A 15,613-nucleotide genomic window follows, 5' to 3' on the forward strand; every position below is an offset into this window, starting at 1 on the left:
TTCGGCGGGAGATCAGGAAGCGGCGAATGTGCCTTTATTGCCTTGAACTTTCTTATGCGACGAATGGCTCAGGGCGCGGCGTCGTTTCGCGCCGCGACATTTTGCGACGCGCCGCGGCTCTCGGCGTGATCATGCCTTTCGCGGCCATGGGATCGAAAGCCGCGTTCGCGGCTTCGTCCGACCGTCCGGCGGGGGCGGGCTTCAAGAAGGACGCGGAGGACCTCCTCGCCCGGGCCGACATGCCCGAACTCGCCGGCTATCGCGTGTTTGAGATCAACGGTTCGGATTTGCCCTGGATCGATCTTGGCCTCGAGGCCGCGAAAGGCCAGCAAGTGACTTTTCTCGTCGCCGGGCGATGGTGGCTGTCTCGTCCGCACGACCTCTGGTTCGCGCCCGGTCTCGCTTTCCATGCGCGCATGCGGGGCCAAAGGCCGATCTACAGTCCGGGAACGGACACGAGCACAATGACCGCCTCTCATGACGGTCTCATCGAGGTGGCCCGCTTGGCGACGCTGTACGCCGACGAGGACGGCCGGCTCAGGATTCCGGAAGACGTCTATCGCAGGGACGACGTGAACATTACCGGCGTTGCGCTCCTGTGGCGCGGCGCGGCGGCCAGGGGCCTCGAGAGCCTCGCGGCCCTTGGCGGGAATATCGGCGATCTTGCAGGCGCTGAACTGGCTCGCCTGAGGCGCAATCGCAAACTGCCGGAAGGCTGGTCCAATCTTTTCCTGCTCGGCGGCGGAGAGGAGAGCTTCATTCGGGACGCGAATGGCGAGATTGTGTGCGAGAGCGCGGGAAGCGCGTCCATTATCGAGCGTCCGCTGACGATCTCTCTCGCGTCCCGTCCGAAACTCGGCTGGCGCTGGAAAATCGATCAATTGCCGTCAAACGTCGCGGAAGACCAGGCGCCCGTTCACGACTATCTGTCCATCGGCGTCAAATTCGCGGATGGGCGAGACCTCACCTATATTTGGAGCTCGGCGCTGCCGACGGGCAAGGTTTTCCGCTGCCCGCTCGCCGGATGGGACGCCGTCGAGACCCATATGGTCGTCGATTCCGGCGCGAAAGGCCTTGGATCGTGGCGGGAGCTGGAGCGGGACGTCGCCGCCGACTACGCCACCCATATTGGCGGATCGGCGAAAGCGGTCAGCCATATCTGGCTGCTGGCGATCACGCCGTTCCAGCGGCGCCGCGGCGCGTGCCGTTACGCCGACGTCAGGGTCGCGACAGCCGACGGCGCGACACGAAAACTGTAGAATCGATCCGTTCCGGGCAGGCCGGCTCTTTCGCTCTGTCGGGGCGACGGCGCTAGAGAACGAATTCGAGAATGGGTCGCTGCCCCGATTCGGTTTCCCTTGCCCTTTGCCGGCGTCCTCGTGTATAAAGCTCAAAATTCCTTCTCATAACGATCATTTTCGGATGGTCGCCATTGAGAGTGGGGCCCTGCGGGGACCCGCTCTTTTTTGTTTGGCGAGACCGCAGCCGCGAACAGGACCGACAGCTTGACCGAAAACGCCGCACCCATCGACGCCGCCCTCGACGAGCCCCGCCTCGTCTCCGAGACGGGCGTCGCCGCGCGCGTGGCGCATCTCGCCGAGCCGGTGCTGGCGCAACTCGGCTTCCGGCTGGTGCGCGTCAAGCTGATGCAGCAGAACGGGCAGACGCTTCAGATCATGGCCGAGCGTCCCGACGGGATCATGACCATCGACGATTGCGAGGCGGCGAGCCAGGCGCTCTCTCCCGAACTCGACGTCGCGGACATCGTCTCGGGCGAATATCGCCTCGAAATTTCCTCGCCCGGCGTCGACCGGCCGCTGGTGCGCGTTTCCGATTTCGCCCGCGCCGTGGGTCATGAGGCGCGCGTCGAGCTGACCCATCCGCTGGAGTCCGGCCGCAAGCGCTTTCGCGGGATCCTCATCGGCGTCGAGGGAGAAGGCCGCGCCGCAAAGGTGACGATCGAACGCAACGACGCGCGCGAAGATGAGGAAAAGCTGGTCGCTCTGCCGCTCGCCGATCTCGACGAAGCCAAGCTGATGCTGACGGAAGCGCTCATCCGGGAGTCGCTCCGCGCCGGCAAGCTCGAACAGGCCGCGCAGGAAGAAGAGGCGACGGAGCAGGAGCGCCCGCGCCGCGGGCCCGGCCGCTTCCGGGGTCCGCAGAAGAGCAAGGCGAAGCCGCTGGTTCCTGCCGGCGTTCAGACGCATTTCAAGAAAGGCCCGGCGCCAGGAAAGCCCCGAGCCGCCCGTTCCGAGGGAGACTGAGCCATGGCCGTCAGCGCCAACCGACTCGAAATTCTGCAGATCGCCGACGCCGTCGCGCGCGAAAAATCGATCGACCGCTCGATCGTCATCGCCTCGATGGAGGACGCGCTGCAAAAGGCGGCCCGCTCGCGCTACGGTCAGGAGACCGAAGTGCGCGCCGAGATCAATCCCAAGACCGGGGAGGTGCGTTTCTCCCGCCTGCTGCTCGTCGTCGACAGGGTCGAGAACGAGGCGACGCAGATTTCCATCGAGGACGCCCGCAAGCGCAATCCCGCGGCGCAGGCCGGCGACTGGATTTCCGAGACGTTGCCGCCCTTCGATTTCGGCCGCATCGCGGCCCAGTCGGCCAAGCAGATCATCGTGCAGAAGGTGCGCGAGGCCGAGCGCGACCGCCAATATGACGAGTTCAAGGACCGCATCGGCGAGATCGTGAACGGCGTCGTCAAGCGCGTCGAATATGGCAATGTCATCATCGATCTGGCGCGCGGCGAAGGCGTCATCCGCCGCGACGAGATGATCCCGCGCGAAATGTTCCGCCCGGGCGACCGCGCCCGCGCCTATGTCTATGACGTGCGCCGCGAGCAGCGCGGGCCGCAGATCTTCCTGTCGCGCACCCATCCGCAATTCATGGCGAAGCTCTTCAAGCAGGAAGTGCCGGAAATCTACGACGGCGTGATTGAGGTGAAGTCGGTCGCGCGCGATCCGGGCTCGCGCGCCAAGATCGCCGTCGTGTCGCGCGACTCGTCGATCGATCCGGTCGGCGCCTGCGTCGGCATGCGCGGCTCGCGCGTTCAGGCGGTCGTGCAGGAATTGCAGGGCGAGCGCATCGACATCATTCCCTGGTCGGCGGACGCCGCGACCTTCATCGTCAACGCGCTGCAGCCGGCGGAAGTCGTCAAGGTGGTGCTCGACGAAGACAGCTCGCGCATCGAAGTCGTCGTGCCCGACGACCAGCTCTCTCTCGCGATCGGCCGCCGCGGCCAGAATGTCCGTCTCGCGTCGCAGCTCACCGGCTGGGACATCGACATTCTGACCGAGGCGGAAGAGTCCGAGCGCCGCCAGAGGGAATTCGAGGAGCGCACCAGGGGCTTCATGTCGGCGATCGACGTCGACGAAGTCGTCGGCCGCCTGCTCGCCTCCGAAGGGTTCCGCTCTGTCGAAGAACTCGCTTACGTCGAACTACCGGAGCTTGCGACGATCGAGGGCTTCGACGAGGAGACCGCGAACGAAATCCAGACGCGCGCACGCAATTACCTCGATCGCCTCGAGGCCGAGAATGAGGCCCGCCGCGTTGAGCTGGGCGTCGCCGACGAGCTGCGCGAGATCGACGGCATGACCACCGCCATGATGGTCAAGCTCGGCGAGAACGACGTGAAGACGATGGAGGACTTCGCCGGCTGCGTGCCCGACGATCTCGTCGGCTGGACCGAAAAGAAGGACGGCGAGACGACCAAGCACGAAGGCTTCCTCGAGGGCGTCGACCTCTCCCGCGAGGAGGCGGAGGCGATGATCATGGCCGCGCGCGTGCGCGCAGGCTGGATCGAGGAGCAGACAGCCGAACCGGCGGAAGAAGAAGCGCCGGCGGAGGGCGAACAGGGATAGTGGCGGCTTTGGCGAGCAAAGAACGCGAGTCCGAGCGGACCTGCATCGTCACGCGGCGGCGCGAGCCGCCCGAGGCGATGATCCGCTTCGTGCGCGGACCCGACGGGGTCATCGCGCCGGATATTCGCGCGCGCCTGCCGGGCCGCGGCGTCTGGGTCGGCGCCCGCGCCGAACTGGTGGCCGAGGCCGCGAAAAAGCGGATTTTCGCAAAGAGCCTCAAGGAGCAGGTCGAAGCGCCGGCGCAACTTGCGCAGGACGTCGACCGGCTGCTCGAGGCCGATTGCCTGCAAATGCTGGCGCTGGCGAATAAAGCCGGCGCGGTGACTGCGGGTTTCAACAAGGTCGCCGACCAGCTCGCGAAAAGCGCGGCGGCCATCCTGATCGAGGCCGCCGACGGCGGCGCGGACGGCAAGCGCAAGCTGCGTCAAAGCGCCCGGAGAGCCGACGCGGGAAACAGGCAGGAAAACGATGGCGTTCCCCCGATCGTCGGACTATTTACGTCAAGCCAATTGGATTTGGCTTTAGGTCGCACAAATGTGATACATGCTGCGCTCGCCTCTGGCGGGGCGGGGATGAGTTTTCTTTCGCGCTGCCGCCGGTTGGCGGCTTATCGGGGCGTGACGCTGGACGGCGCGCCCCTTGCGGCGCAGATGATGCGGGACGAAGAGCCGGACGCTGGCGAGCGGCCGGAAGAGACTGTGAATGCAATTGGGTCGGAAGCGGCCGAGGATCGGAAGCTGGATGAGTGAGAGCGAGAACAGCGACAAAACCCTGACTGTCGCGCCGTCGAAGACGTTGCATCTGAAGCAGCGGCCGGCCGGGGAGCAGGGCATGGTGCGCCAGAGCTTCTCCCATGGCCGCTCGAAAGTGGTCGTGGTCGAGAAGGTGAAGCGTCGCGCGCCGGGTCATGCCGAGCCGGCGAAGCCCGCCGCGGCTGCGCCCGCCGCGCCGCCGCCCGCCGCCGCGCCTTCCGCTCCGCCGCCGCGGGCGGAGCAACCGCGTTCTCCGGCGCCGCCGCGCGGCAATTCCGGCATGGTGCTGCGCGAGCTGACCAATGAGGAGCGCGAGGCCCGCGCCCGCGCGCTCTCCGACGCCCGCTCCCGTGAGGAGGAAGATCGCCGCCGCGCCGAGGCCGAAGCCAAAATTCGCGCCGAACGCGATGAACGGGAGCGCAGCGAGCGCGCCGCCGCCGAAGCGCGCAAGCGCGAGGAGGAGGAGCGCCTCACGCGCGAGGCCGAGGCGAAGCGCAAGGCCGAGGAAGAGGCCCGTCGCCGTCTGCCGCAGGACGCCGCCGCCTCGGCCGCGCCCTCCGCCGCCGTCCAGCCGAAAGCCGCCGCGCCCACCGCCCGGCCTGGCCCGGCTCCTGCCGTCAGATCCGGCGCGGCCCCCGCCGGCGCGTCGGCGCCCGGCGTCAGACGTCCGCCCGTGGGCAAGATTGGCGGCTTCACGCCGCCCGCCCCCCCGCGCCCGACGCCGTCTCGCGGCGGCGCGATGAAAGACCGCGGCCGCCTCACCGTCTCGACAGCCACGGCGGGGACGGACGAAGAGCGCACGCGCTCCGTCGCCTCCTTCAAGCGCCGCCAGCAGCGTCTTTTCCGCGGCCAGGTGGAGCAGAAGGAAAAGATCTCCCGCGAGGTCGTGCTGCCTGAAACGATCACGATTCAGGAGCTCGCGAACCGCATGTCGGAGCGCGCCGTGGATGTCATCCGCCTGCTGATGAAGCAGGGCGAGATGCACAAGATCAACGACGTCATCGACGCCGACACCGCGCAGCTCGTCGCCGAAGAGATGGGGCACACGGTCAAGCGCGTCGCCGAGTCGGACGTCGAGGAAGGCCTCTTCGATACGCCGGACGTCGAGGGCGATCTCGTATCGCGTCCGCCGGTCGTCACCATCATGGGCCATGTCGACCACGGCAAGACGTCGCTGCTCGACGCGATCCGTCAGGCGAATGTCGTCTCCGGCGAAGCCGGCGGCATCACCCAGCATATCGGCGCCTATCAGGTGACGTCGCCCGCGGGCCTGCCCATCACCTTCATCGACACGCCCGGCCACGCGGCCTTCACGGCCATGCGCGCCCGCGGCGCCAAGGTGACGGATATCGTCGTGCTTGTCGTCGCCGCCGATGACGGCGTCATGCCGCAGACGATCGAGGCGATCAATCACGCCCGCGCCGCCGGCGTGCCTTTGATTGTGGCGATCAACAAGATCGACAAGCCTGACGCCAAGCCCGAACGCGTGCGCACCGAGCTGCTGCAGCACGAGGTGCAGGTCGAGAGCATGGGCGGCGAAACGCTCGAAGTGGAAGTCTCGGCGAAGCAGAAGCTCAATCTCGACAGGCTGCTTGAGGCGATTTCGCTGCAGGCCGAGGTGCTCGACCTCAAGGCGAACGCCGACCGCGCCGCCGAAGGCACGGTTATCGAGGCGCGTCTCGACAAGGGCCGCGGCCCGGTGGCCACCATGCTCGTCCAGCGCGGAACTCTGCGCGTCGGCGACATCATCGTCGCCGGCACCGCCTGGGGGCGCGTTCGCGCGCTTCTGGACGACAAGGGCGAGACGCGTCAGGAGGCCGGTCCGAGCTTCCCCGTGGAGATTCTCGGTTTCAATTCCACGCCGGAAGCGGGCGACCGCGTCGCCGTCGTCGAGTCCGAGGCGCGCGCCCGCGAGATCAGCGAATATCGCGAGCGTCTGAAGCGCGACAAGCTCGCCGCCCGCGGCGGCTCGGCGCGCGGCTCGCTCTCCGATATGATGAGCCAGCTCAAGGCGGCGGGCCGCAAGGAGTTCCCGCTCGTCATCAAGGGCGACGTGCAGGGCTCGGTCGAAGCCATCGGGGCGGCGCTCGAAAAGCTCGGAACGGACGAAGTCGGCGCGCGCATCGTGCATGCGGGCGTGGGCGGCATCTCCGAATCCGACATCGCGCTGGCGGAGGCTTCCGGCGCCGCCGTCATCGGCTTCAATGTTCGCGCCCATAAGGAAGCGCGCGAGGCGGCGGAGCGCGCCGGCATCGAGATCCGCTACTACAACATCATCTACAACCTCGTGGATGATGTGAAGGCGGCCATGTCGGGCCTGCTCGCGCCGACGCTGCGCGAGACCATGCTCGGCAATGCGCTGATCCTCGAAGTCTTCGACATTTCCAAGGTCGGCAAGGTCGCGGGCTGCCGCGTCACCGACGGCAAAGTCGAGCGCGGCGTGGGCGTGCGCCTCATCCGCGACAATGTCGTGGTGCATGAGGGCAAGCTCTCGACGCTCAAGCGCTTCAAGGACGAGGTCAAGGAGGTCGACGCCGGTCAGGAATGCGGCATGGCCTTCGAGAACTATCAGGACATGCGCGCCGGGGACGTCATCGAGTGCTACCGCGTCGAGGAGATCAAGCGGACGCTGTAAAGGCGGCGGCTTGTCGTGGGAGGAACGCCATGAGCGCGACGAGAGAGCAGCGGTTCGAGCTTGCGGTCAGAAAGATCGTGCAGGGAGCGACTGAACTCGATCAATGCCTCGCGGCGCAACGGGGTTCTCGCGACGTGGCGTTGGCAAGAACTGTCCTGGCCGCTGAGAGATTGCTCCGTGAAGCGGGCGACGAGCTTGACGCGAATGCGCGTCTCGATGCGGCGCAGGAGGCGTTAGAGCAATATTGCCAGAACTCCCCCGGCCCGGCGGTCGATTTCATGCTGGCTTCCCTGGAGCGGTCGGCCGGGACGATGTCGGAGATCGTCGACGAGACGCGGCGCGATCTCGTCGAGATGGAGGTTCGTAGAAAGCAGATTGATCGCACGCAGGCGCAGACGCGAGAAGTTCTCGAGCATCTGCTCGCGGAGACGCATTGATGGGCGAAGGCGGGGAGGCGGAAAGGCCGCCGACGTCGCGAGATAGCGATGTCGGCGAGTGGAAGCTTTCCTGGAGACGCTTCCTCGAATTCGGGAAGAACATTCTCGAGCTTGAGCGCCTTGTGTCGTCGTTGAAGGCCGAAAACAGGGAGCTGCGGCGAGAGCTGCGCGACGTTCAACGGCAGCTCGACGAATTGAGCGGCGAAGTGAAAGGAATATCGAGGTTCGTCAGTAACGCGATGGACGACAGGATCGACGCGAAGGTCGAAAAGGCCGAAGTCCGCGCGTTTGAAAGACTCCTCGCCATGATGCGCGGGTCGTCATCCCGCGAAATCGAGTAATCTTAGGAAAAATGTCCCGATCCCACCATTCCGCCGGCGCTGCGCCGTCGCAACGCATGCTGCGCGTCGCCGAACTCGTGCGGCACGCCATCGCGCAGATGCTGTCGCGCGGCGACATCAGCGATCCTGTGCTGGAAAAGCACGTCGTCACCGTCTCGCGCGTGAAGATGAGCCCCGACCTCAAGCTCGCGACCGTCTATGTCATGCCGCTCGGCGGCAAGGACGAGCAGGAAGTCATCGGCGCGCTCGACCGGCACAAGAAATTTCTGCGCGGCGAGATCGCGCATGACGTGAATCTCAAATTCGCGCCGGAAATCCGTTTCCGCATCGACGACAGTTTCGACAATGTGTCGCGTATCGACGCCATCCTGAATTCCGAGCGCGTGAAGCGCGATCTGGAAGCGTCGGACGAAGACAAAGACAACGTCTGAGAATTATGAGCCAGAGAAGATCCAATCGCGCCGTCGTCGACGGCTGGGTGGTGCTCGACAAGCCGGTGGGGCTGACCTCCACGCAGGCCGTCTCGCGCCTGAAACGCATCTACAATGCGCAGAAGGCCGGCCATGCCGGCACGCTCGATCCGCTGGCGTCGGGCATTCTTCCGGTCGCCTTCGGCGAAGCGACCAAGACCGTGCCCTTCGTGCAGGACGGCGAGAAGGCCTATCGCTTCACCGTCAAATGGGGCGCGGAGAGCAACACCGACGATTCCGATGGCGAGATCACGCGCAGGAGCGACAAGCGGCCCGAGCGCGCCGAGATCGAACGGCTGACGCCGCAGTTCATCGGCGACATTCTGCAGACGCCGCCGCAATTCTCCGCGATCAAGATCAGCGGCCAGCGCGCCTATGACCTTGCGCGCGAGGGCGAGACGGTGGAGCTGAAGGCGCGCGCCGTCACAATCCATTCGCTGACGATCGAAGCCTGTTCGCCGGAAGAGACCGTTTTCTACATGGCGTGCGGCAAGGGCGCCTATGTGCGCGCCATCGCCCGCGACCTCGGGCGCCTCATGGGCTGTTACGGCCATGTCACCGCGTTGCGCCGCACGCGTGTCGGCCCCTTCGTCGAGGACGATTCCTACACGCTCGACGAGATCGAAAATCAGAAAATGGCCGGCGAGGCTTTGCTCTCGGTCGAGGCGGGCCTCACCGAGCTTCCTTGCGTCGTGGTCGATCGCGATACGGCGGCGCGGCTGCGTCGCGGCGGCTCCGTGATCCTGCGCGGCCGCGACGCGCCGGCGGAAGGCGTGGTCTATGCGGCCTGCGGCGGCGTGCCGGTCGCTTTCGGCGAAGTGGTGGAAGGCGCGCTGGAGCCGTCGCGCGTGTTCAACCTGCCGTTCTGATCAGTCCGAACCAATAATGTCGACCCCCTCGGCGCGCGCAGCGTTCTCGAGGGCGGAGTCGAGCGTCGTAAGCGGTAAGCGCTGTCGAACCGCCAGTTCGAGATAGGAAGCGTCATAGACGGCGAGCTTATGCTTGATGGGTGTGCGTTAACGATCCCTGCGCGATGATAACGATCATCCCCGACGATTCGCGCACCCTCTCATGACCCGACCGCCCAAAATCCTCGTCTTCGATTCCGGCCTCGGCGGTCTCACGGTCTTTTCCGAGATCATCAAGCTGCGGCCGGGCGCCGATTACGTCTATTGCGCCGACGACGCCGGTTTTCCCTATGGCAATTGGAAGGAGCCCGACCTCGTGACCCGCGTCATGCAGGTGATGGCGGAGCTCATCGCCGAACATGCGCCGGACATGGTGGTCATCGCCTGCAATACGGCCTCGACGATCGTGCTGCCCTATCTGCGCGTGCATTGGCCGCAGACGCCGTTCGTCGGGACGGTGCCGGCCATCAAGCCCGCGGCGGAGCGTTCCCGTTCGCGCCTCATCTCCGTGCTCGGTACGCCGGGGACGGTGAAACGCGACTACACGCAGAACCTCATTGCGCAATTCGCCGCCCATTGCCGCGTCACGCTTGTCGGCTCGGCCAATCTGGCGAAGCTCGCCGAAGCGCAGATGCACGGACAGGGCGTCCGCGACGCAGACATCACGGCTGAGATTGCGCCCTGTTTCGTCGAGGAGAATGGCGCACGCACCGACGCGATCGCGCTCGCCTGCACGCATTATCCGTTGCTCGTGGAGGATTTCCGGCGCCTTGCGCCCTGGCCCGTCGACTGGATCGATCCGGCGCCCGCAATTGCGCGCCGCGCCGACTCTTTACTGCGCGATAAGGGCGTCGAGGAAAGCTTTGCGAAAAAGGGCCAGGCGCGCGCGGTATTCACGAGCGGCGCGAAACCTGATCCCCAATTGCGCGCCACGCTCGCCCGCTACGGCCTCGTCGCGGGCTGACGGGGAGAGCCGCGAGGAAAACGCGATCTGCGAAACCCCGAGCAGGCTCTGGCGAGACGGCGGGCGTCACCGCGCGGCGCGATCCGTCAGCGTCTCGAGAAACGCCGTGATGGCGTCGATCTCCTGTTCCGAAAGACGCGGCTTCTCGCCCGCCTTGCGGTCATAGGGAACCTCTTGCGTGTTGACGTTCTCGCGATATTCAGCGGGCAGATCGTCGAACTTCTCGGCCTTTCCCTGCGCGCCCTTCTGATACCAGCGCGCGGGATCCGTGTCGCGCGTCGCGTAGAAGGCGACGACGTCCCGCAGCTTCGTGAAGACGCCATTGTGCAGATAGGGGCCCGTCACCGCGACATTGCGCAGTGTCGGGACCTTGAACGCCCCGCAGACGCTGTTGATGTCGAAGCCGCCGGGCGCGAACTTGTCCAGGCCGCCGCGTTTGCACAGGCCAAGATCGGGCGCGTCGGCCGTCGCCGCGATGGCGGCGTTCTTCGGCGCCCCGAGCGCGTCATATGTGAAATCGGTGAAGAGCCAGTCCTGCGGATCGTGCGACTCTTTCTCGCCGGCATGGCAGGCGAGACAATTGCCCTTCTTCGGGTCCTTGAAAAGCTCGAAGCCCTTCTGCTCGACGGCGGTGAGCCTGACCTTGCCGCGAAGATAATCGTCGAATTTCGACGCGAAGGGATGGAAGCGCGCGCTCGACTCGAAGGCGACGACGGCCTGCGCCATTTTCTCGAAGGCCTTGTCGGGATCGTCGAAAATCTTCTCGCCGTAAACGTCTTTGGCGAGCGCGGAATATGCGCCGTCGCGGATCGCCTCGACGGCGAAGCGCTTGGAGGGGGCGTTCATCTCGAGCGGATCGAGAAGCGGCCCCTCGAACTGCGCGAGAAGATCGCTCGCGCGCCCGTCCAGAAACTGCCCGCCCGCGGGAATTTTCTCGACCTTGCCCGTCTCCTCGTCCTTGTCGTCGATAAAGCCGAAAGGCGGGGCGAAGGACGCATACATGATGGAGGGCGTATTCCGCTTGCCGAGCGACTCCGGCTTCGAGCCGCGCGCCACGGCGGGAACGGGCGAGCCGTTCGCGCCCTGAAAGGCGGTCGCCGCGTCGTGACAGGAGGCGCAGGAAACGCCGGCCGGGCGCGAGAGGTTTTTGTCCTCGAAAATATGCTTTCCCAGCCGCTCGAGCGGCGTCAGTCCAGACTCTCCGGCGGGGGCCGGCGTTGCGCCTTCGAGCCCCATTGCCGGAAAGGAAAAGGCCGCGCATAGCGAAAGCGCCAGCGCGCCGCGTAGAACGAGGTGTCGAGGAAGCATAGCCGCTCGCTTCAATAAAAAACGCGATCGACTCTAGAAAGCCTGCCGGCGCCGCGTCAATTTGGATAGCTTGGATTCGTTCCAGGAAGCCTGCGCTTCGTCGTCGCGGGGCGGCGCGCCGGCGCATGGCGCCCTGACGCAAATTATTCGAAGAAGGCGCGCGGCCGAAGGAGGCTCTCATGCAAAAAATAAGAGTGACGTCTTTGCACTTTGCTTTCGCCTTGGCGGCTTCTCCGGCCTTTGCCGATTGCGCCGATCTCGCGGCCGAGGAGGCCAAAGTCGCCGCGGCGAAGAACTGCGGGGAGGCGTATAAAATCTACGAGGCGTGCCTTTGGGGTTCGACCGCCGACGTGCAGCGCGGCGGGACCGTGCAGGAAATTTGCGAGAAAGGCTTCCTTTCGACGCTGAGCGCCGCACGGAAAAAGCGTTACGACCGCGAGATCGCGCGGTGCGAGAAAGAGTACCGAAACGAGGACGGCACGATGTATCGGTCGATGGAGGCCGTCTGCGCCGCAGGGACGGCGCGCGATTTCTGGAAGAAATTCGGCGAAAAGAGATAACGCCCAAAAGAAAGGGCGGCCGGGGCGACGACCGCCGGTTTAGCCGATTACTGCAGGTTCTTCAGCCAGTCGTCGACATTGCGCTTCGCCTGGTCCTTGCCGATCCCGTATTTTTCCTGGATCTTGCCTTCGAACTGCTCGCGATTGCCTTCCAGGCGATCAATGTCGTCATCGGTCAGTTCGCCCCACTTTTCCTTGATCTTGCCCTTGAACTGCTTCCAGTTCCCCTCGATCCGGTTCCAATCCATCATGATCATTCTCCTTGGAGGGATGAGCGCTCGAGGCGCTCGCGGCCGGCGGAGTGAGAACCCGCCCGATGCGCCCAAAACGCTGCGGTCGCCGGCTTGTTCCGGCGCAAGCGGGGCTTAATAGGCGAATAACCGCCACAATTTATTGGTTCTGATTCGGGCTCGCGCTCGCCGGAACGACTTTCGGCGGCGATTGGCCGCGACTATTCCCGCCGGTTTTCGGCGGTCCACGACACGCAAGTGGGCAGGCATGACGACGCAAGCAGACGACAAGGAACTCATGGCGGCTTTCGCCGAGTTCAAGGAAATCCTGAAGCGCGACGCGGAGTCCCCGAATGGGTCGAAAGCGCCGGAAGTGACGCTCGAACCGACCTTCAGCGCCGCGACGGAGGCGGGGCCGGAGCCGGTTCAACCGCCGCCATTTCCGGCGCTCGAGGCCGGCCCGGGGGATTTCGCGCCGCCGCCGATCGCGCCGACGGCGGCCGACGACGCCGGCTGGGCGCCGAAGACGTCGTCGGAAGACGCGCTTTTCGCCGCCGACAAGCCGTCGGAAGGCGGACGCCGCAAGCTGATCTATCTTTCGGTCGTCATCATCGCCGCAGGTCTCGCCGGGCTCGGCTGGACGCTCGCGAAATGGCGCGCGCCCGCCGAGGACGCCCCTATCGCCGACATTGCGCCGGCCGGATCGGAAGACGCGGCCCCGGCCGATCAGGCGACGGCCGAGGAGCCCGCCGCCGAGGCCCCGAAGGGCGAAGCCGCTGCGTCGGCCGAAGGCGACCCCGCGGCGCAAAGCGCCGAATTGCCGCCGCCGGCCGCTGAGGCGCCGGCCGCGGAATCCGCGCCCGCCCCTCAATCCGCGGCGGCCGAGGCCGCCGTCCCGCTACCAGCCGTTCCCGTCGTCCCGGCCGCGCCTGTCCCAGCGGCCCCGAAGCCGGCCGCGCCTGCGCCTGCGCCCGCTGCCCCGGCGGCTCCGGCCGCGCGCGCGGCCGTGGCGCCCGTTGCGCCCGCCGCAGGGGCGGCCGTTGCGCCTATCCCGGCCACGCCGGCCGGCGCCGTCGCCAAACTGACGCCGCCCGCCGCGCCGGCCGCGCCCCCGGCCAACCGTTTCATGGCGTCGCCGCCCGAGACCCCGGCCGCCGCCGCGCCCGCCAAGCTGGAAGCGGTCAAGCATGAGCCCGCAAAGCCCGAGCTCGTTAGTCCGGAGCCGAAGCCGGCCGCGCCCGCCAAGGTCGCGAAGCCGAAGCCCAAGCCGGCGCAGGCCGCCAAAAAGCCGAAGCCGCGCGCGCCCGACGCCGCGCCTGCGGCTGAGGCCGCCGCGACGCCGGAGCCCATGCCCGCCGCGCCGCCGCCGCCGCCCCCGCCTCAGAACGAAGGCGGCGCCTTCGGCTTCGTGAAGCGCACCGTGAATTCAGTGGGTTCGGCCATCGGCAATGTGGGCCGCAGCATCGTCCCTTAGAGCGCGCCTGGACGTCCCGCTTATTGGAGGCGCGCAACCCGTCGGCGATTTGCCAAATCGGCCGCTCCGTCGCAAGCTCATGCGTCGGGGCGGTTTTCCCGCTCCAATGTTGTAGGTTCGGGAGAAAATCCGGATGGCGAAGCCAACCCAGGCCGACGCAGAAGCGGCCGTGCGCGTCCTCATTGAATGGGCGGGCGACGATCCAAATCGCGAGGGGCTGCTCGATACGCCCGCGCGCGTGGCCCGCTCCTACAGGGAGCTGTTCGCCGGCTATGAAATCGATCCGCGCGACTATCTCAAGCGGACCTTCGAGGAGGTCGGCGGCTATGACGAACTCGTCGTGCTCAAGAACATCCGCGTCGTGAGCTTTTGCGAGCATCACATGCTGCCGGTCCTCGGCCGCGCCCATGTCGGCTATCTGCCGACGAACCGCGTCGTCGGCATCTCCAAGCTCGCGCGCGTGGTGCACGGCTTTTCGCGGCGGCTGCAGATCCAGGAGAAGCTGACGGCCGAGATCGCCGGGGCGATCCAGGACATTCTCCAGCCCCAGGGCGTCGGCGTCGTGATCGAGGCCGAACATAATTGCATGACGCTGCGCGGCGTGAACACGCCGGGATCGTCGCTGACGACCAGCAAGCTCCTCGGCGTGATGCGCGACGATCCGCGCACGCGCGACGAATTTCTGGGGATGGCGCGGGGGCCGTAAAGCCCAACTCTTCCTGTTGCGGCTTGCCCCTTATCCCAGCCCTTGGCCAGGAACATCTCCGCGCAAGTCGCGTTGACTCGCCACTTGCTCAAATCGTCGGAGGCGGCAATGGCCGAGGAACGTAGTGTGCAGCAGCGCCAGCATAATGGGCATGGCGCGGGCGGCGAGATTTCGGGCGCGATTGCGGAACAGGCGTCGAATACGGCCGAGCAGATGGGCCGGGCGGTTCAGCAGGGCGTCGGCCGCGCCAATGCGGCGATTTCCGCGGTTTCGGAGCGCAGCGGCCAGGCGGCGCAGCGCACCGGCGAGGTTCTGGGCAATTTCCGCACGGCGGTCGAGACCTCCGCGCGCTCGCAGCCCGGCACGACTGTGGCTCTCGCGGCGCTCGCCGGTTTCGTCTTCGGCGCCTTCTGGCGGATGGGCAGGTGATCCCTCTAGCCCGGCGGTGACGTCATGTTCGAGCCGATTTTGAAGAGGGTCGAGAACGCGTTGGGCGCCACGGTCACGCGCGTCTCGGGGAATGCCATGGCGGCGATTCCGCTGCTCGTCGCCTTCGGCTTCGCTCTGGCGGCGGCGACCTATTGGGCGAATGACGAGCTTGGGCCTCTCTATGGCAATCTTGCGATCGCCGGCGCGTTTCTGGTCGTGGCCCTCATCGCGTTCACCTATGCCCGTCGGCGCGAAGCCGTTCAGCAGGCGCGCGCCAGCGCGGAGCTTGCGGCGCTCACCGAGGCGTCGCCGATGACGGCGATCTCGCGGGCGCTTCAATCGTCCAACGTCTCACAGGCTTTGTACGATCTGGCGAAAAACGCCGCGCCCGGCGCGGCGAAGAGCGCGGCGCGCGCGGCCATACGCGAGGCCCCCCGTAATCTGCCTCTGCTGATCGGCGCCGGACTGGGACTGATGGCGGCCTCGCGGCTCGTGAACGCCTGGACGAATGGCAGGCGGCACTGAACGTCAAC

General features: G+C 66.3%; 17 protein-coding genes. 15 read left to right on the forward strand and 2 right to left on the reverse strand.

All coding sequences use genetic code 11. The annotated features are described in order from the left end of the window. Positions 1-26 precede the first annotated feature (26 nt). The 10 genes from MMG94_RS16315 to murI all read left to right on the forward strand — a co-directional run bounded on the left by MMG94_RS16315 (position 27) and on the right by murI (position 10,373). Entirely contained in the window at positions 27-1,259 is a 1,233-nt protein-coding gene (locus MMG94_RS16315; protein ID WP_040579333.1) for a DUF3047 domain-containing protein, read from the forward strand. Between the two features lie 246 nt (positions 1,260-1,505). After that, positions 1,506-2,264: a ribosome maturation factor RimP gene (rimP, locus tag MMG94_RS16320; protein ID WP_026016355.1), complete on the forward strand. Its 759-nt coding sequence runs from the start codon at positions 1,506-1,508 to the stop codon at positions 2,262-2,264. A 3-nt stretch (positions 2,265-2,267) separates the two neighbouring features. Then, entirely contained in the window at positions 2,268-3,866 is a 1,599-nt protein-coding gene (gene nusA, locus MMG94_RS16325; protein WP_016920639.1) for a transcription termination factor NusA, read from the forward strand. Continuing rightward, on the forward strand, positions 3,866-4,615 hold the full coding sequence (locus MMG94_RS16330) for an RNA-binding protein (protein WP_016920638.1): 750 nt from the start codon (positions 3,866-3,868) through the stop codon (positions 4,613-4,615). Before nusA ends, MMG94_RS16330 begins: the two co-directional genes overlap by 1 nt. Continuing rightward, positions 4,608-7,253 carry a translation initiation factor IF-2 gene (gene infB / locus MMG94_RS16335; RefSeq protein WP_016920637.1) on the forward strand — a complete coding sequence of 882 codons (2,646 nt, stop codon included), beginning with the start codon at positions 4,608-4,610 and terminating at the stop codon, positions 7,251-7,253. Before MMG94_RS16330 ends, infB begins: the two co-directional genes overlap by 8 nt. A 29-nt stretch (positions 7,254-7,282) precedes the next feature. Further along, the gene (locus MMG94_RS16340; protein WP_016920636.1) at positions 7,283-7,690 is read left to right on the forward strand and encodes a hypothetical protein; all 408 of its coding nucleotides are present in this window, start codon (positions 7,283-7,285) and stop codon (positions 7,688-7,690) included. After that, a complete protein-coding gene (locus MMG94_RS16345) occupies positions 7,690-8,031 on the forward strand; it encodes a hypothetical protein (protein WP_016920635.1) in 342 nt (113 codons plus the stop codon). The genes MMG94_RS16340 and MMG94_RS16345 overlap by 1 nt, the downstream gene beginning before the upstream one ends. An 11-nt stretch (positions 8,032-8,042) precedes the next feature. Continuing rightward, complete coding sequence (rbfA, locus tag MMG94_RS16350) at positions 8,043-8,462, forward strand: 30S ribosome-binding factor RbfA (RefSeq protein WP_026016354.1); 420 nt, start codon at positions 8,043-8,045, stop codon at positions 8,460-8,462. A 5-nt stretch (positions 8,463-8,467) separates the two neighbouring features. After that, positions 8,468-9,370 carry a tRNA pseudouridine(55) synthase TruB gene (gene truB / locus MMG94_RS16355; protein WP_016920633.1) on the forward strand — a complete coding sequence of 301 codons (903 nt, stop codon included), beginning with the start codon at positions 8,468-8,470 and terminating at the stop codon, positions 9,368-9,370. A 202-nt stretch (positions 9,371-9,572) separates the two neighbouring features. Beyond that, a complete protein-coding gene (murI, locus tag MMG94_RS16360; RefSeq protein WP_016920632.1) occupies positions 9,573-10,373 on the forward strand; it encodes a glutamate racemase in 801 nt (266 codons plus the stop codon). 66 nt (positions 10,374-10,439) lie between these two features. On the opposite strand, the gene MMG94_RS16365 is transcribed toward murI, so the two are convergent. Then, entirely contained in the window at positions 10,440-11,681 is a 1,242-nt protein-coding gene (locus MMG94_RS16365; protein ID WP_016920631.1) for a cytochrome-c peroxidase, read from the reverse strand. Between the two features lie 179 nt (positions 11,682-11,860). On the opposite strand from MMG94_RS16365, the gene MMG94_RS16370 reads away from it, so the two are divergent. Continuing rightward, positions 11,861-12,241 carry a hypothetical protein gene (locus MMG94_RS16370; protein ID WP_016920629.1) on the forward strand — a complete coding sequence of 127 codons (381 nt, stop codon included), beginning with the start codon at positions 11,861-11,863 and terminating at the stop codon, positions 12,239-12,241. Positions 12,242-12,288: 47 nt separating this feature from the next. Here the strand turns inward: MMG94_RS16370 and MMG94_RS16375 are convergent, their stop codons facing one another. Then, a complete protein-coding gene (locus tag MMG94_RS16375; RefSeq protein WP_026016353.1) occupies positions 12,289-12,489 on the reverse strand; it encodes a CsbD family protein in 201 nt (66 codons plus the stop codon). A 250-nt stretch (positions 12,490-12,739) separates the two neighbouring features. Between MMG94_RS16375 and MMG94_RS16380 the strand changes: the two genes are divergently transcribed. The 4 genes from MMG94_RS16380 to MMG94_RS16395 all read left to right on the forward strand — a co-directional run bounded on the left by MMG94_RS16380 (position 12,740) and on the right by MMG94_RS16395 (position 15,605). Further along, a complete protein-coding gene (locus MMG94_RS16380; protein ID WP_016920627.1) occupies positions 12,740-13,945 on the forward strand; it encodes a hypothetical protein in 1,206 nt (401 codons plus the stop codon). 133 nt (positions 13,946-14,078) lie between these two features. Beyond that, positions 14,079-14,651 (forward strand): GTP cyclohydrolase I FolE, encoded by a 573-nt coding sequence (gene folE / locus MMG94_RS16385; protein WP_016920626.1) that lies wholly within the window; start codon positions 14,079-14,081, stop codon positions 14,649-14,651. A 108-nt stretch (positions 14,652-14,759) separates the two neighbouring features. Beyond that, positions 14,760-15,080, forward strand: coding sequence for a hypothetical protein (locus MMG94_RS16390; RefSeq protein WP_154419659.1), 321 nt, complete (start codon positions 14,760-14,762; stop codon positions 15,078-15,080). 24 nt (positions 15,081-15,104) lie between these two features. Further along, entirely contained in the window at positions 15,105-15,605 is a 501-nt protein-coding gene (locus tag MMG94_RS16395; RefSeq protein ID WP_016920624.1) for a hypothetical protein, read from the forward strand. Positions 15,606-15,613 lie beyond the last annotated feature (8 nt).

The sequence above is a fragment of the Methylocystis parvus OBBP genome, assembly GCF_027571405.1.
GTDB lineage: Bacteria > Pseudomonadota > Alphaproteobacteria > Rhizobiales > Beijerinckiaceae > Methylocystis > Methylocystis parva.

What these genes read in the sequence shown, in the direction of transcription:
- murI (WP_016920632.1), top strand. Translation starts at nt 9,573, where the DNA reads ATGACCCGACCGCCCAAAATCCTCGTCTTCGATTCCGGCCTCGGCGGT.
- MMG94_RS16380 (WP_016920627.1), top strand. Translation starts at nt 12,740, where the DNA reads ATGACGACGCAAGCAGACGACAAGGAACTCATGGCGGCTTTCGCCGAG.
- folE (WP_016920626.1), top strand. Translation starts at nt 14,079, where the DNA reads ATGGCGAAGCCAACCCAGGCCGACGCAGAAGCGGCCGTGCGCGTCCTC.
- truB (WP_016920633.1), top strand. Translation starts at nt 8,468, where the DNA reads ATGAGCCAGAGAAGATCCAATCGCGCCGTCGTCGACGGCTGGGTGGTG.
- nusA (WP_016920639.1), top strand. Translation starts at nt 2,268, where the DNA reads ATGGCCGTCAGCGCCAACCGACTCGAAATTCTGCAGATCGCCGACGCC.
- MMG94_RS16395 (WP_016920624.1), top strand. Translation starts at nt 15,105, where the DNA reads ATGTTCGAGCCGATTTTGAAGAGGGTCGAGAACGCGTTGGGCGCCACG.
- MMG94_RS16365 (WP_016920631.1), bottom strand. Translation starts at nt 11,681, where the DNA reads ATGCTTCCTCGACACCTCGTTCTACGCGGCGCGCTGGCGCTTTCGCTA.
- MMG94_RS16345 (WP_016920635.1), top strand. Translation starts at nt 7,690, where the DNA reads ATGGGCGAAGGCGGGGAGGCGGAAAGGCCGCCGACGTCGCGAGATAGC.
- MMG94_RS16375 (WP_026016353.1), bottom strand. Translation starts at nt 12,489, where the DNA reads ATGGATTGGAACCGGATCGAGGGGAACTGGAAGCAGTTCAAGGGCAAG.
- rbfA (WP_026016354.1), top strand. Translation starts at nt 8,043, where the DNA reads ATGTCCCGATCCCACCATTCCGCCGGCGCTGCGCCGTCGCAACGCATG.
- MMG94_RS16315 (WP_040579333.1), top strand. Translation starts at nt 27, where the DNA reads ATGTGCCTTTATTGCCTTGAACTTTCTTATGCGACGAATGGCTCAGGG.
- MMG94_RS16390 (WP_154419659.1), top strand. Translation starts at nt 14,760, where the DNA reads ATGGCCGAGGAACGTAGTGTGCAGCAGCGCCAGCATAATGGGCATGGC.
- infB (WP_016920637.1), top strand. Translation starts at nt 4,608, where the DNA reads ATGAGTGAGAGCGAGAACAGCGACAAAACCCTGACTGTCGCGCCGTCG.
- MMG94_RS16370 (WP_016920629.1), top strand. Translation starts at nt 11,861, where the DNA reads ATGCAAAAAATAAGAGTGACGTCTTTGCACTTTGCTTTCGCCTTGGCG.
- MMG94_RS16340 (WP_016920636.1), top strand. Translation starts at nt 7,283, where the DNA reads ATGAGCGCGACGAGAGAGCAGCGGTTCGAGCTTGCGGTCAGAAAGATC.